General features: G+C 71.3%; 14 protein-coding genes. 6 read left to right on the top strand and 8 right to left on the bottom strand.

Annotation, left to right across the window (positions count from 1 at the left end):
* Window positions 1–123: 123 nt before the first annotated feature.
* Window positions 124–1,413 carry a helix-turn-helix transcriptional regulator gene (locus tag ACFP2T_RS45975; RefSeq protein ID WP_377433862.1) on the top strand — a complete coding sequence of 430 codons (1,290 nt, stop codon included), beginning with the start codon at window positions 124–126 and terminating at the stop codon, window positions 1,411–1,413.
* Window positions 1,414–1,556: 143 nt separating this feature from the next.
* Here the strand turns inward: ACFP2T_RS45975 and ACFP2T_RS45970 are convergent, their stop codons facing one another.
* Both ACFP2T_RS45970 and ACFP2T_RS45965 read right to left on the bottom strand, forming a co-directional pair.
* Window positions 1,557–2,408, bottom strand: coding sequence for an SAM-dependent methyltransferase (locus ACFP2T_RS45970; RefSeq protein ID WP_377433859.1), 852 nt, complete (start codon window positions 2,406–2,408; stop codon window positions 1,557–1,559).
* A 123-nt stretch (window positions 2,409–2,531) separates the two neighbouring features.
* Window positions 2,532–3,047 carry a GNAT family N-acetyltransferase gene (locus tag ACFP2T_RS45965; RefSeq protein ID WP_377433856.1) on the bottom strand — a complete coding sequence of 172 codons (516 nt, stop codon included), beginning with the start codon at window positions 3,045–3,047 and terminating at the stop codon, window positions 2,532–2,534.
* 115 nt (window positions 3,048–3,162) lie between these two features.
* On the opposite strand from ACFP2T_RS45965, the gene ACFP2T_RS45960 reads away from it, so the two are divergent.
* Window positions 3,163–4,446: a GH1 family beta-glucosidase gene (locus ACFP2T_RS45960; RefSeq protein WP_377433852.1), complete on the top strand. Its 1,284-nt coding sequence runs from the start codon at window positions 3,163–3,165 to the stop codon at window positions 4,444–4,446.
* Entirely contained in the window at window positions 4,443–5,708 is a 1,266-nt protein-coding gene (locus ACFP2T_RS45955; RefSeq protein WP_377433850.1) for an MFS transporter, read from the top strand. Before ACFP2T_RS45960 ends, ACFP2T_RS45955 begins: the two co-directional genes overlap by 4 nt.
* 56 nt (window positions 5,709–5,764) lie before the next feature.
* Here the strand turns inward: ACFP2T_RS45955 and ACFP2T_RS45950 are convergent, their stop codons facing one another.
* From ACFP2T_RS45950 to ACFP2T_RS45935, 4 genes are read right to left on the bottom strand one after another with little or no spacing between them, the layout of a single operon-like run.
* Window positions 5,765–6,427, bottom strand: coding sequence for a response regulator (locus ACFP2T_RS45950; RefSeq protein ID WP_377433847.1), 663 nt, complete (start codon window positions 6,425–6,427; stop codon window positions 5,765–5,767).
* Window positions 6,424–7,554, bottom strand: a complete 1,131-nt coding sequence (locus ACFP2T_RS45945) for a sensor histidine kinase (protein ID WP_377433845.1) — start codon at window positions 7,552–7,554, stop codon at window positions 6,424–6,426. The genes ACFP2T_RS45950 and ACFP2T_RS45945 overlap by 4 nt, the downstream gene beginning before the upstream one ends.
* Window positions 7,551–7,742: a hypothetical protein gene (locus ACFP2T_RS45940; protein ID WP_377433843.1), complete on the bottom strand. Its 192-nt coding sequence runs from the start codon at window positions 7,740–7,742 to the stop codon at window positions 7,551–7,553. Before ACFP2T_RS45940 ends, ACFP2T_RS45945 begins: the two co-directional genes overlap by 4 nt.
* A gap of 50 nt (window positions 7,743–7,792) precedes the next feature.
* Entirely contained in the window at window positions 7,793–8,701 is a 909-nt protein-coding gene (locus tag ACFP2T_RS45935) for an NADP-dependent oxidoreductase (RefSeq protein ID WP_377433841.1), read from the bottom strand.
* A 166-nt stretch (window positions 8,702–8,867) separates the two neighbouring features.
* Here ACFP2T_RS45935 and ACFP2T_RS45930 point away from each other — a divergent pair, with 166 nt between their 5' ends.
* Both ACFP2T_RS45930 and ACFP2T_RS45925 read left to right on the top strand, forming a co-directional pair.
* Complete coding sequence (locus tag ACFP2T_RS45930; protein WP_377433839.1) at window positions 8,868–9,356, top strand: MarR family winged helix-turn-helix transcriptional regulator; 489 nt, start codon at window positions 8,868–8,870, stop codon at window positions 9,354–9,356.
* A 167-nt stretch (window positions 9,357–9,523) separates the two neighbouring features.
* Complete coding sequence (locus tag ACFP2T_RS45925; RefSeq protein WP_377433837.1) at window positions 9,524–11,227, top strand: cholesterol oxidase substrate-binding domain-containing protein; 1,704 nt, start codon at window positions 9,524–9,526, stop codon at window positions 11,225–11,227.
* 50 nt (window positions 11,228–11,277) lie between these two features.
* Here the strand turns inward: ACFP2T_RS45925 and ACFP2T_RS45920 are convergent, their stop codons facing one another.
* Window positions 11,278–12,201 (bottom strand): DUF1295 domain-containing protein, encoded by a 924-nt coding sequence (locus ACFP2T_RS45920; RefSeq protein WP_377433834.1) that lies wholly within the window; start codon window positions 12,199–12,201, stop codon window positions 11,278–11,280.
* 115 nt (window positions 12,202–12,316) lie between these two features.
* Here ACFP2T_RS45920 and ACFP2T_RS45915 point away from each other — a divergent pair, with 115 nt between their 5' ends.
* The gene (locus tag ACFP2T_RS45915; protein WP_377433832.1) at window positions 12,317–12,988 is read left to right on the top strand and encodes a class I SAM-dependent DNA methyltransferase; all 672 of its coding nucleotides are present in this window, start codon (window positions 12,317–12,319) and stop codon (window positions 12,986–12,988) included.
* A 102-nt stretch (window positions 12,989–13,090) separates the two neighbouring features.
* On the opposite strand, the gene ACFP2T_RS45910 is transcribed toward ACFP2T_RS45915, so the two are convergent.
* Window positions 13,091–13,909: an inositol monophosphatase family protein gene (locus tag ACFP2T_RS45910; protein ID WP_377433829.1), complete on the bottom strand. Its 819-nt coding sequence runs from the start codon at window positions 13,907–13,909 to the stop codon at window positions 13,091–13,093.
* Window positions 13,910–13,916 lie beyond the last annotated feature (7 nt).

Below are 13,916 nucleotides of genomic sequence, written 5' to 3'. Positions count from 1 at the left end.
AGATCGGAGACAGAGCGCCGGCGACGGACCGGGGTAGGGCGGATGTTGCATCGATCTTCCTGAACTGCTAACTGTGTAGAGCCAATTCATCACCACCGGCGACGAGGGGGCCGCGAGGTGGCATTGAAGCGAAAGCAATTCGTCCAACGTCGAAAGGCGCTCGGCTACACCCAGGAATCCCTTGCCGAAGAACTCGGCGTCGACCGGACCACTGTGGTGCGGTGGGAACGCGGCGACAGCGAGCCGCAGCCCTGGGTACGCAAACGGCTGGCCGCCGCCCTCGATGTGTCATTGGACGAGTTGGATGTATTGATCTCGGAAATTGTCGCCACCACCCTGGACAACTCCCCACCCGTCGGGGTTACCGTGGCGAAGGGGACCGATGAGCGAGGTGACACCACGGACCGACGGACCTTCGCGATCAGCGCCGCACTGACGGCCCTCGGCGTCGTCGGGCCGGCACGTGACGTCTTCGCCTCCACCGAAGTGCCCCGGTCGATCGGCCTGGAGCAGGTGAGGTTCGCCGCCTCCCTGGTCGACCGTCTTCGCCTCGCCGATGCGGCAGCGGGGGCGAACCAGTTGTGTGACCTGGCCATGGGTGTGCATCAGCGGCTCTCGACCCTGGCGACCCACTCCTCCTACGGCCGGGAGGTGGGGGAGGCCCTGCAAGCCACGCTCGCGGACCTGGCCAACGAGATCGGCTGGCTGACCATCGACGCGGAACGCCGTGCGGAGTCCCGCCGATACCTGCACGAGGCGATCAGCCGGGCCCGCATCGTCGACGATCCCCGCAAAGAGGCCCGCGCCCTCGCCTGCCTCGCGCTGTTCACCCGGGAGAAGCAGCCGAAGGAGTCGCTCCAGTGCGTCGAGGCCGCCCAGCGTGTCTCGGCGGGGTGGGCCACGCCCCGGCTCCGGGCGCTGCTGCACCTGCGGGCCGCGCACGCGTACGCGCATCAGCAGGATGCCGGCGCCTTCGGTCGCGAGGTGAGCAAGGCGCTGACCCATCTGGACAGGGGCACGCACGACGACGACCTGCCTGTCCTGGCCTTCGTGACCGAGCGGGAGGCACGCGCCTCCCAGGGGCTGGCGTACCTGGCCCTCGGGCGCCCCGACCGGGCCGCCGCGATGTTCCGGGCCAATACCGCAGCCCCGCCGACCCCGGGCCATGAGCGGAACGACGTTGGAGATCAGGTGCTGTTGGCCGAGGCCGTCCGCCGGCAGCACGACGCGAGCCAGGCCGCCGAGATCGCACTCGCCGCCCTGCCGAGCGTGGCCGCACTCCAGTCCCGGCGGACCGCCGCGCGGTTGGCCGAGGTCAGGGCGGGCCTCGGGCGGGAGCGTAGCCGCAGCCCGAGGGTCCGGGCCTTCGTCGAGGCGTACGACCAGACCACCGCCGGATGGCCGACCACATGACGCTCACCCAGATTTGGCGGAACGTCGACCACCGGCGCATTCACAACTGCTGATCTTTGGTCCGACGCGTCGCCTGGGCCGCCGTCCACCTCGCGACCGTGTGGCGCAGATGGGTCACGTACGGCGACTCGACGACGGAGGGCTCAGGGCTTGCGCAGCAGCGCCCCGTACTCCATGACCCGCCGGTTCTTCGTGGCGGCGCCCAGGAAGGGCCGCAACGGCTCGTCGACCTGTGCCAACGGCGGCTGGTTCGGGTCGGGGCGCCAGTCGACGACCTCGACCAGACCGGGCTCCACCAGGTCCATCCCCCGCAGCAGCTCGGCCACCTCGTCCGGCGTACGGTTCCGCCACACCAGGCCCAGGCCGCGCGACATCTCGTTGGCCTCCTCCACGGCCGCCCGATCGATTCCGCACATCTGGGAGAAGACGAGAAAGCTGCCGGGGGCGACCGCGTCCCAGACGGTCCGGAACATGGACCGCAGGGTCTCGTCGTCGACGATGGAGTGACCGATCGAGAGGAACAGCGTGGCCACCGGCTCGGAGAAGTCGATAAGCCGCTGCGTCTCCGGGTCGGTGAGGATCAGCTCCGTCGCGACCATGTCCGCCGCGATGACCGTCGTGCTCTGGTCCTCGGCGAGCAGCGCCCGCCCGTAGGCCAGCACTATCGGATCGTTGTCGACATAGACCACGCGCGCGTCCGGCTGGAACTGTTGGGCGACCTGGTGCACGTTGGCCTGCGTCGGCAGCCCGCTGCCCATGTCCAGGAACTGCCGGATGCCGGCGTCACGGGCCAGGTAGCGAACCACGCGGTAGAGGAAGAGCCGGTTGTCGCGGGCCGCGTCCAGGCCCTCCGGGAAGTGGCTGGAGACAACCTGCATTGCCTCTCGATCGACGGCGAAGTTGTCCTTGCCGCCGAGACAGTAATCGTACATCCGGGCCGAGGTGGGCACGTCCTGCCGGATCACGGGCATGGTTCCGTCACTGGGCGTGGTCACGACATCAGCTCCACAATCGACAAGCCCCCGAGCGTACGGGTTTGGAGGCAGAAAGCCTACCCCGTCGCCTTTCACCGGATGCCTCGTCGCCGGGGAGACCGCAGCCGGGAACCGACCAACGCCTCAGCGGCACAGCGCTCGTCTCATGATCAAGGTCGGCGCGTATCCTTCTGCGACAACAGCTCCGGTGTGGGGGTCCAAGGACCGCCAGTGGTGGCGATGAGGTCGCGCGACGGTATAGCCCAGCGCCGAGTAGAAGGCAGACGCCGCGTCATCATCGGTGTCGACATCGAGGGTCAACTGGCCGGCGCCCCGTTGCCTGCTGAGCACCTCGGCGGCCAGCACGAGTGCCCGGCCCATCCCTTGCCGGCGCAACCCTGCGGCGACCTCGAGCCCGTACAGCCAGGGATGCGGCGCGTCGCAGCCGTCGCGCCATCGGATGCTCTCCACGCCGACGACGGTGGACGACCTCACGGCGACCAGCATGCTGTCATCGCCATGTTGCGCCGCTTGCAGCCGCACCAGGGCCCGGTCGCGCGATCCCGTCAGCGACACGAGAGCTTCCAGGTCGGATGACGTGACGGCTCGAATCGAGAGGTCATGGATCACGCAGCTCAGGATGCGGGCCGGCTCGCGCATCGCGCTACCCCGTTACGACAGCCGCCTACCGGTCCGTTCGGCGCCCAGGAGAGGCTTCCCCAGGGCATGGTGGCGGACTACAGTGCGAGGAACTTTCATGTCCTAGGGGTGGTGTATGGCGTTCACCTGGGGCGTCTCGACCTCGGCGTACCAGATCGAGGGCGGGGTGACCGACGGCGGTCGCGGACCGTCGATCTGGGACACGTTCACCCACGTGCCCGGTCGGGTGGTCGACGGCAGTACCGGCGACGTGGCCTGTGACCACTGGAACCGGTACGCCGAAGACGTCGAGCTGATGGCCGGGCTGGGCGTGTCCGCGTACCGCTTCTCCGTCGCCTGGCCGCGCATCCAGCCGGACGGCACCGGACCGGCCAACCCGGCGGGCATCGCGTTCTACGACCGGCTGGCGGACGCCCTCCTGGACAAGGGCATCGACCCGGTGTTGACGCTCTACCACTGGGACCTACCGCAGGCCCTGGAAGACCAGGGCGGCTGGCTGGACCGGGACACCGCGTACCGCTTCGCCGACTATGCCGGGCTCGTCGCCGACGCGCTCGGCGACCGGATCCGGCTCTGGATCACGCTCAACGAGCCGTTCGTCCACCTGACCCTCGGCTACGCCACCGGCGCGCACGCCCCCGGTCATACGCACCTGTTCGGCGCGTTGCCGGCCGCCCACCACCAACTGCTGGGCCACGGCCTGGCGGTCGCCGCGCTGCGGGACCGGGGCGCCGCCGCCGTGGGCATCACCAACAACTACACGCCGGTCTGGCCGCAGGGCGGGACCGAGGCCGACCTGGTCGCCGCGGCGACGTACGACGCCCTGCACAACCGGCTCTTCACCGACCCGCTGTTCGGCCGGGGCTACCCCGAGATCGGGCTCGACCCCGCGATCGTCCGGGACGGCGACCTCGACGTCATCGCCGCGCCGCTCGACGCGCTGGGCGTCAACTACTACAACCCCACCGAGGTACGGGCGCCATCGTCCCCGGACGGTCCGATGCCGTTCGACCTCGTTCCGCTGGACGGCTACCCGACGACCGACTTCGGCTGGCCGGTCGTGCCGGACGGGCTGCGGGAACTGCTCGTCGGCCTTCGGCAGGAGTACGGCGAGGCCCTTCCACCGATCCACGTGACCGAGAGCGGCTGCGCGTACGAGGGCATCGACGACCCGCAGCGGGTGGCGTACCTGGACGGTCACATCGAGGCCGTACGGTCGGCGATGGCGGCGGGCGTCGACGTGCGCGGCTACTTCGTCTGGTCCCTGCTGGACAACTTCGAGTGGGCGGAGGGCTTCGGCAAGCGGTTCGGGCTGGTACACGTCGACTTCGAGACCCAGGTGCGGACGCCGAAGACCTCGTACACGTGGTACCGGGATCTCATCAGGGCCAGCCGATGAGGGTCGACCTTCCGCTGCCGGCGGCGCTCGCCGAACCCGCCGTACCGGTCCGGCGTGGCTGGATCGTGCTGTTCTTCAGCGCGAACCTCGGCGTCTGGATGGCGTTCTTCACCCCGATCCAGGTCCTGCTGCCCACCCAGGTCGAGTTGATCGACCCGGCCGACAAGGAGGCCATGTTCGGCCTCGTGACCGGCCTCGGCGCGCTCGCGGCCGTGGTGGCCAACCCGCTCGTCGGCGCGCTCTCCGACCGTACCTGCCTGCGGATCGGCGACCGCGAGTACGGCCGGCGACACGTCTGGACGCTGTGCAGCGCGGTCCTGGGCGCAGTGTCGCTCGCGATCCTCGGCCAGCAGCGCACGATCGCTGGCGTGGCGGTGTGCTGGGTGGTCGCCCAGATCTGCTTCAACGCCGCGCTCGCCACGCTGACCGCGGCCATTCCCGACCGGGTGCCGGTGGAGCAGCGTGGCCGGGTCTCCGGGTGGGTCGGCATCCCGCAGTCGCTCGGCCTCGTCGTCGGGGCGGTCCTGGTCACCGCCGTGTTCACCGGCAACACGGCCGGCTATCTGGCCGTGGCGGCGGCCGTACTGGTCCTGGCCCTCCCGTTCGCGCTGGTCACCCCCGATGACGTGCTGCCGCGTACGCACCAGCCGCCGCTCCGGCCGCGCGCCCTGCTCCGGAGCATGTGGATCAGCCCGCGCGAGCATCCCGACTTCGCCTGGGCCTGGGGCACCCGCTTCCTGGTCCAGGTCGGCAACGCGCTCGGCACGCTCTACCTGCTCTACTTCCTCACCGACGGGGTGAAGTACGCCGACCCCGAGGGCGGCCTGCTCGTCCTCATCCTGATCTACACCGCCGGCATGATGGCCACCGCGGTCACCGCCGGCCGGCTGTCGGACCGATCCGGCCGCCGCAAGATCTTCGTCATCTGGTCCGGCGTGATCATGGCGGTGGCGGCGCTGCTACTCGCGGTCTGGCCGTCGTGGCCGATGGCGATGGTCGCGGCGGTGCTGCTCGGCGCCGGGTACGGCGTCTACCTCGCCGTCGACGCCGCCCTGATCACGCAGGTGCTCCCACAGGCGACCGACCGGGCGAAGGACCTGGGCGTCATCAACATCGCGAACTCGGCACCCCAGGTGCTCGGTCCGGCGTTGTCCGCCCCGATCGTCGTCCACCTCGGCGGCTACCCGACCCTGTACGCTCTGACCGCCGTGGTCACCCTCCTCGGCAGCGTGTTCGTGGTGCGGATCCGCTCGGTCCGGTGACCGTGGGTGTGGCCGTACGGGTTCGCCGCGCTCCGGCCGTGGCCACCGCCTCGATCTCAGGCGGTACGTCGCTCCACCAGACCGGATTCGTAGGCGAGGATCACGAGTTGGGCGCGGTCACGGGCGTGCAGCTTTGTCATGGCCCGGTTGACGTGGGTCTTGGCGGTCTGCGGGCTGATCACCATGCGGTCGGCGATCTCGTCGTTGGACAGGCCCTGCGCGACCAGCGCGACGGCCTCGCGCTCGCGGTTGGTCAGCCCCTTCAGTTCCGTGCCGGTGCGGGTGTGGAACGGCTCGGTGACGTATCGGTCGATCAGCTTGCGGGTGATCGACGGTGCGAGCAGGGCCTCGCCGCGCGCGGCGACCCGCACCGCGTGTAGCAGGTCCTCCGGCACGATGTCCTTGACGAGGAATCCGGCGGCACCGGCGCGCAGAGCGTTGAAGACGTACTCGTCCAGGCCGTAGTTGGTCAGGATGACGACGTGTACCCGGGCCAGGGTCGGGTCCGCGGCGATCTGCCGGGTCGCTTCGATGCCGTCCATGACCGGCATCTGGATGTCGATGAGCGCGATGTCCGGCAGGTGTTCCCTGATGAGCGTCAGGCCGTCCCGCCCGTCGGCGGCCTCGGCCACCACCTCGATGTCGTCTTCGATGTCGAGGAGCGCGCGGAATCCGCTGCGCAGGAGCGGCTGGTCGTCGACCAGCAGGACTCGGATCATGACGTCGGGCCCACCGGGAGTTCGGCCTGGACGGTGAAGCCGCCCCCGCCGCGTGGTTCGGCGCGCAGGCGACCGCCGAGGGCGGTGACCCGTTCCCGCATCCCGAGCAGCCCGACGCCGGGCATCGGGGCGGTCTCCGGCGTGGCCCTGCCGTCGTCGTCGACCTGGATCGCGAGGGCGTCCGGACGGTAGTCGATCCGGACGGACGCCGTGGCGGCGGCGGCGTGTCGGGCGACGTTGGTGAGCGACTCCTGGACGATCCGGTACGCGGTCCGGTCCACCGCGGCCGGCACGTCGTGCCGTTGTCCCTCGATCGTCAGCGTGGCGTCCAGCCCGGTCGCACGGGCCCGTGCCACCAGTTCCGGAACGTGGTCGAGGCCATGCGGCGGCGGCTCGCCGTCGTCGCGCAGCGTCTCCAGGGTCGCCCGTAGTTCCCGGGTCGCCTCACGACCGGCCTCCCGGATCGCCAGCAGGGCCTCCGGCACCTGTTCGCCACGTCGCTGGGCCAGATGGACGACGACCTCGGCCTGCACCTTGATGATCGAGATCTGGTGGGTGAGCGAATCGTGCAGCTCCCGCGCGATGTGCAGCCGCTCCTCGTTGGCGCGACGCCGTGCGGTTTCCTCCCGGGTGCGCTCGGCTTCGTCCGCCCGCCGCTCGGCCTGCCGCAGCGCTTCTCCGGCGGCGCCGGCGGCGATCAGCCAGGCCAGTTCGAGGGCGCCCCGGGCCTGGGCGAACGCCTCGGCCACGGGCCAGTCGTGCGGAGAGGTCAGGGCCGCGAGCGGGAGGGCGGCCAGCATGGTCACGGAGCACACCACCGTGATGGCCCGGTGTCCCGCCCGCACGGCGGCGTACACCGCGAACAGGTATGCGATGGCAGGCACGTCGAAACCGACCGCCTGGTAACCCACCGCGCAGAGCCCGGTGACGACGAGGACGGGGCCCGGAGCCCGGCGACGCGCGGCCAGCGCCAGCCCGCCGACCGCCAACAGTAGGTAGCCGAGCAGTCCGAGATCTGTGGCGGAGTCTTTCCCCGACAGCCCGGCGACCAGCAGCGTCGCCGCCACGCAGACGGCGATCGCCCAATCCGTGACACCGGCCGGAACACCCGGCCGTCCTGTGCTCATGCGCGCACCCTAGCCGGATGCTGTTGTCGGCGACTCCTGCTCGCGGACGAGTAGCCGCCTACCACGCCCGCAGTACGTCCGCCGTGCCGGAGGCGTACCGGCGGGTCGCCGAAGATCAGCTTGTCGGGATCGGCCTGCTCGTGGAACACCCCGGCGTTCTGGCTCGGCGCGGAAGCGGTCGTCCGCACCGGACGACCGCTCCCGAGGCGGGCACGGCCCGTGGCGCGTACCCGACGGATCAGGGGATCAGTACCACCTTGCCGCCGGCGTGGCCGCCGTCGCTGAGCCGGTGCGCGTCGGCGGCCCGCGCCAACTCGTAGCGTCCGGCGACAACGGTGCTGACCTCGCCCCTGACCATCCGGTCGGCGAAGGCGACGAGGTCGTCGGTGGAGCGCTCGTCCGCGCCGGAGAAGGCGACACCGAGGCGGAAGGCGTCGGGGTCGGCGATGGTGACGATGCGCTCGACGCCGCCGCGCAGTTCGATCGAGTCGGGGAGCGCGCCCTTGCCCGCGACGTCGAACACCGCGTCGACGCCGTCCGGCGCGAGGGCGCGTACCCGGTCGACGAGCCCCGGGCCGTAGCCGGTCGGGACAGCGCCGAGGGCACGTACCCGATCCTGGTTCTTCTCGGCGGCGGTGCCGATGACGGTGACCCCGCGTGCGACGGCGAGCTGCACGGCCACCTGTCCCACGGCGCCGCTCGCCCCGTGCACGAGCAGGGTTTCCCCGGTCGTGACCTTGAGCTGGTTGAGCACCCGGTTGGCGGTCTCCACCGCCACCGGCAGGGTCACCGCCGCCACGAAGTCCAGGCCATCGGGAATCGGCGCCCAGGTGGTGGTGAGGGCGTATTCGGCATACGAGCCGGTCGGTGCGTCGGCCCAGCCGACGACACGGTCACCGACCGCGACGCCGGTCACCCCGTCGCCGAGCGCATCCACCACCCCGGCAAGCTCGATGCCGGGTACGGCGGGCAGCGAGGTCGGGAAGATCGCCTCCATCGCCCCGCTGCGGACCTTGCCGTCGAAGGGGTTGACCCCGGCGGCGCGGATCTGGACCCTGATCTGACCCGGTCCGGGCGAGGGGAGTGGCACCTCGACGAGCCGCAGCACCTCGGGACCGCCGAACGTGTCGAATGTGATGGCCTTCATCAGTCTCTCCTTGTTCGGGGACGGACGGGCGTCCAGGCTGCGGGATGCCCCGTCTTCGCCGACGATGGTTAGCTGTTCTGCACAGGTAAATGCGCGGCGGGGGTCGAGTATTTCGACGAGGCAGGTGATAGCGGCCACACCTGGCCCGCACAGGTAATCTGGTGCCATGGACGCGGAGGAGGTGCCGGTCGAGCGGCGGCTGCCGGGCGTCGCGGCGGGCGGCCCGGTCAGCCACGCGATCTTCCGGCTGGCGCGGACCCACAAGCTCCTCGCCGGCCAGCTGCTCCGCAGGGTCGGACTCCATCCGGGCCAGGAACTGCTCATGATGCGGCTCTGGGAGTCGGGGCCGCAGCGCCAGACCGACCTTGCCGACGAGTTCGGCACCGACTCGGCCCGGATGACCCGCACCGTGCAGCGCCTGGAACGGGCCGGCTACGTACGCCGCGTCCCGGACCCTGACGACCGCCGTGCCACCCGGGTCGAGCCCACGTCGGCCAGCCTCGTCCTGCGGGATCAGGTCCGACGCCTCTGGGAGGACCTCGAACGCCGTACCGTCGGCGAGATGAGCCCGGACGAACAGCGCGAGGCGCTGGGGGCCCTCTACCGGCTCGAAGACAACCTCACGGCGTACGAGGCGGACCGCGAACCACGCTGACCGTCTGGTTCCGGGAGTCGAGTGCTCCGCGTCCGAGGTTGGTCGGGTTGGCGCCGGTGTGCCGCCGTTGTCGGTTTGATCAGGGAGGCCGGTTGGCCGCTTGATCGAGTTCCGTCATTGATATTGACGGGTAAGGCGTCGACCTCTTCCGAACAGAGAGGATCGCAATGGCTCTCACCCGACGCGGTTTCCTGGAAGCCTCGGCCGTCACGGCGGTCGGCGCACTGTGGACGCCGGGACTTGACCGATCCGCGCCACCGGACTTCCCGACCGATATACCCGTCTATCGCGAGACGTACCGCAACTGGGCCGGCGAGATTCAGGTCGACGGCATGTGGACCTGCGCACCGCGCACCCCGGCCGAGGTGGTCACCGTGACCAACTGGGCGTACGGGCACGGCTATGCGGTGCGTCCACGTGGATACCGGCACACCTGGTCACCACTCACCGTGCCGAACGGCGACGGCTCCGCCGGCCGCACCATCCTGGTCGACACCACGAAGCACCTGACCGCGATGACCGTCCTGTCGACCGGACCGGCGGCGGCGGTACGCGTCCAGACCGGCGCCTCGATGGAGGACTTCCTCGGCTTCCTGGAACAGCACGGGCTCGGCGTCACCAACACCCCCGCACCCGGCGACCTCAGCGTCGGCGGCGTGCTCGCGATCAACGGCCACGGCACCTCGGTACCGGCCGACGGCGAGACCCGGACGCCCGGCCACACCTACGGCTCGCTCAGCAACCTCATCCTCTCGCTCACCGCCGTGGTCTGGGACCCGGCGGCCGGCGGGTACGTGCTGCGTACCTTCGACCGGTCGCATCCGGACTGCAAGGCCCTGCTCACCCACGTCGGTCGGGCATTCGTCACCGAGGTGACGATGCGGGTCGGGGCGAACCAGAACCTCCGCTGCGTGAGCACCGTGGACATTCCCGTATCGGAGCTGTTCGCCCCGCCCGGCAGCGGGGCCCGGCGCACCCTGGCCAGCTACGTGGCGGCTGCCGGGCGGGTGGAGGCGATCTGGTTCGCCTTCACCGACAAGCCCTGGCTGAAGGTCTGGAGCGTCGCGCCGACCCGGCCGCTGACCTCCCGGCCGGTCGTCGCGCCGTACAACTACGTCTTCTCCGACAACGTTCCCGAACCCGTCTCCGAGCTGGCCGAGCTGATGCTGAACGGCGCCTGGTCGCTCGCGCCGACGTTCGGCCAGGTGCAGTACACCACCGCCGCCACCGGGCTGACCGCCACCCTCGCCACCGACCTGTGGGGACCGTCGAAGAACCTGCTGCTCTACGTCAAGCCGACCACCCTGCGGGAGACGGCGAACGGCTACGCGGTGCACACCAACCGGAGTTCGATCCAGCGGGTGGTCAGCGAGTTCGCCCAGTTCTACCAGCGCCAGCTCGCCACGTACCAGGGCCGGGGCGAGTTCCCGGTCACCGGCCAGGTGGAGATCCGGGTCGCCGGGCTGGACCGGGCCGCCGACGTCGGCGTACCCGGGGCGGAGCCGCCGGCCCTGTCCGCCGTCCGGCCCCGGGCGGACCACCCCGAGTGGGACACCGTGGTCTGGTTCGACGTCCTCACCTTCCCGACGGCTCCCCGGGCGCACGCCTTCTACCGGGAGATGGAGGTCTTCTTCTTCACCAACTACAGCGGCGCGTACGCCGGCTGCCGGGTGGAGTGGTCGAAGGGCTGGGGGTACACCGACGGGGCCGCCTGGGCCGATCCGACCATGCTGACCCAGGTCGTCCCCGACTCGTACCGGCAGGGACCCGACCCGACCTGGAACTGGGCGGTGGCGACCCTCAACCGGTACGACCCGCACCGACTCTTCAGCAACCCGTTCCTCGACGTCCTGCTGCCCGGCACGTCCTGACCTGACCGGGCCCGGCGGCTCAGCAGGGGATGCGTCGCCGGATCGGCGGCTCAGTCGGGGATACGGTGCCGGATCGGCGGCCGGGGGAGCAGCATCGGCACCTCGCGCCGGTGCGCGGCGTACCCCGGCCGCCGGTCCAGCGACCGCCGTTCCATCAACGGAATCGTCGCCCCGACGAACAGCGTGAGTACGGTGAGCGGGCCGATCACCGTCCACCACCAGCTCGGGTCGGCGGCCAGGCCGAACAGCCACAGCCCCCACCAGAAGGCGATCTCCCCGAGGTAGTTGGGATGCCGGGAGTACCGCCAGAGGCCCCGGTCGCAGATCCGGCCCCGGTTCGCCGGGTCGGCGGTGAATCGGCGCAGCTGGTCGTCGGCGACCGCCTCCAGCCCGATCGCCCCGGCGGTGACCAGCACCGCGAGCACGTCCAGCGGGCCGACCGCGCGGTCACCGGCCACGGCGGGCCAGCCCGACAGCAGGCCGGCGAAGACGACGAGGGTCGGCATCAGCTGGATGCCGGTGAGGTTCACCAGCCACCACGGCAGCCGGCCCCGGGTCTGTGCCCGGAGTTGGCGGTAGCGCCAGTCCTCGTGCCGCAACCCCGACCAGCCGCGTGCCCAGTTCGCGGTCAGCCGGAACGCCCACACCGTGACCAGCGCCGTCACCAGGAACTGGCGGAGCACCACCCCGTCCTCGGCCGCCGCCACGATCCAACCGACCATGATCAGCGGCGGTGCCACGCTCCAGCACGGGTCGTAGATGCTGGCGTTGCGCAGCAGCATCGAGGCGGCGAAGACGAGCAGGGTCGCGACGAGGTCCGCGTACAGGGCGCCGGTCAGCGGATGCCGTGCTCCGGCGAGCTGCCAGGTCAGCACCGCACCGAGCCCGGCGACCAGGTAGATCCCGCCGACGACGCCGAACGACATCGTCCGGGACGCCCCGGCGAGGGCACCGCCGATCCGGTACGTCCGCATCCTGAGCACCTTACCGTTGGTCGGCCGGCTTTCGCCGTGCGCGGAATCCCTGGCCCCGTCCCCCGAACGGGTGGCTGAATGGAGGCGAGCGAGCGGCGCGACGGGGGAGGGTCCGATGGGGACGGTGCCGGCGTACGACGAGATCGCGGACTGGTACGAGCGGGAGTTCCTCGGCGGGCTGGCCGCCGACGACGATCCGCTCGGCATCGGCGCGGCCCTGCGGCTGCTGCTCGGCCCCGGGTCCGGTCCCTGCCTGGAACTCGGCTGCGGCACGGGCGCGTACGCCGAGCAGGTCCGGGCGCTCGGTCGTACCCCGCTCGGCGTCGACCTGTCGGCGGGCATGCTGCGGCACGCCGCCGGGCGGCTGCCGGTGACCCGGGCCGACGCGACCCGGCTGCCGGTCCGGGACGGTTCCGTTCCGGCGGCCGTCGCCGTGATGGTCCACACCGACATGCCGGATTACCCGGCGGTGCTGCGCGAGGCGGCCCGGGTGCTCGCCCCGGGTGGGGTCTTCGTGCACATCGGGGTGCACCCCTGTTTCTGCGGCGGGTTCGCCGACCACACCGATCGGGAGGCGGTGCTGATCCGCCCCGGTTACCTCGACACGTACTGGACGAAGGACTCGTGGACCGACCACGGGATCCGGGACAAGGTCGGTGCCATGCACCGACCCCTGCCGGACCTGCTGCACGCCCTGCTCGATGCCGGCCTGACCCTGGAACGGTTCACCGAGGGTGGCGCGCCCACCCCGATCATGTTCGCCGTCCGGGCCCGTCGACCAGCCTGAGCCGCAGCCGGTCGAGGAGCCTGACGCACGCCCCGTCGACCAGCCTGAGCCGCGCCCCCGACGGGCCTGAGCCCTGGCGGGGCTGGCGGCCGTATCCGGAACTCAGCCGGCCGTCGCCGTCGGAGCGTTCCGGGCGTCGAGGACCCGGAGCGCGGCGGCGTGCAGGGCGTCGCTCCGGGCGAACAGCGCCGGGCCGGGTCCGGGCCGGGTCCGGCCGTCGAACCCGCTGTACCGGCCGCCGGCCTCGGTCACGATCAGCGAGGTGGCGGCGAAGTCCCACACCTGGCCACGGGTCTGCACGGCGAGGTCCAACTCGCCCCGGGCGACGAGCAGTGCGGCGTGCCGGCGCCACGGGCTCGGGGTCGTCACCGCGCTAAGCGGCGCGATCATCTCGCGTTCGGCGGGAAACACCTGGTCGTCGACGGGTACCACGCCGAGCCGGCTGCCGGACAACCGCTCCGGCGCGGTCCGGTCGACAAAGATCTGCCGTGCGTCGCGTTCGCGTCCCTCGGCGATGTCGGCCTCGTACGCGCCGCCGCCGCGCCGGGCCCACCAGATCTTCGCCTGCGCCGGAACCGCGGCCACCCCGACGACGATCTCGCCGGCCTCCTCCAGCGCGACGAGGACCAGCCACCGGTCGTCGCCGACGACGAACTGCGCGGTGCCGTCGATCGGGTCGACGATCCAGCGGCGGCTGCCCGCGCCGACCTGTCCCGCCTCCTCGCCGAGCACGGCGTCGTCGGGCCGGGCCTCGGCCAGGACCGCCCGGATCGCGGCCTCGACCGCCCGGTCGGCCTCGGTCACCACGCTGCCGTCCGACTTGTGCTCGGGGGCGAGCCGGGCGAGGTCCGCGAAGTACCGGAGGCCGACCGCGGCGCCGGCCAGCGCGGCACGCCGGGCCAGTAGAAGATCGTTTTCCACGACCTCA

The sequence above is a fragment of the Plantactinospora solaniradicis genome (assembly GCF_042658085.1).
GTDB lineage: Bacteria > Actinomycetota > Actinomycetes > Mycobacteriales > Micromonosporaceae > Plantactinospora > Plantactinospora solaniradicis.
The sequence above is the reverse complement of the archived record's forward strand: the minus strand, read 5'-3'. Positions and strand labels throughout refer to the sequence as shown.

Coding starts and splice junctions, on each gene's coding strand:
- ACFP2T_RS45960 (WP_377433852.1), top strand. CDS start 3,163: ATGGCGTTCACCTGGGGCGTCTCGACCTCGGCGTACCAGATCGAGGGC.
- ACFP2T_RS45950 (WP_377433847.1), bottom strand. CDS start 6,427: ATGATCCGAGTCCTGCTGGTCGACGACCAGCCGCTCCTGCGCAGCGGA.
- ACFP2T_RS45945 (WP_377433845.1), bottom strand. CDS start 7,554: ATGAGCACAGGACGGCCGGGTGTTCCGGCCGGTGTCACGGATTGGGCG.
- ACFP2T_RS45915 (WP_377433832.1), top strand. CDS start 12,317: ATGGGGACGGTGCCGGCGTACGACGAGATCGCGGACTGGTACGAGCGG.
- ACFP2T_RS45930 (WP_377433839.1), top strand. CDS start 8,868: ATGGACGCGGAGGAGGTGCCGGTCGAGCGGCGGCTGCCGGGCGTCGCG.
- ACFP2T_RS45955 (WP_377433850.1), top strand. CDS start 4,443: ATGAGGGTCGACCTTCCGCTGCCGGCGGCGCTCGCCGAACCCGCCGTA.
- ACFP2T_RS45965 (WP_377433856.1), bottom strand. CDS start 3,047: ATGCGCGAGCCGGCCCGCATCCTGAGCTGCGTGATCCATGACCTCTCG.
- ACFP2T_RS45920 (WP_377433834.1), bottom strand. CDS start 12,201: ATGCGGACGTACCGGATCGGCGGTGCCCTCGCCGGGGCGTCCCGGACG.
- ACFP2T_RS45935 (WP_377433841.1), bottom strand. CDS start 8,701: ATGAAGGCCATCACATTCGACACGTTCGGCGGTCCCGAGGTGCTGCGG.
- ACFP2T_RS45925 (WP_377433837.1), top strand. CDS start 9,524: ATGGCTCTCACCCGACGCGGTTTCCTGGAAGCCTCGGCCGTCACGGCG.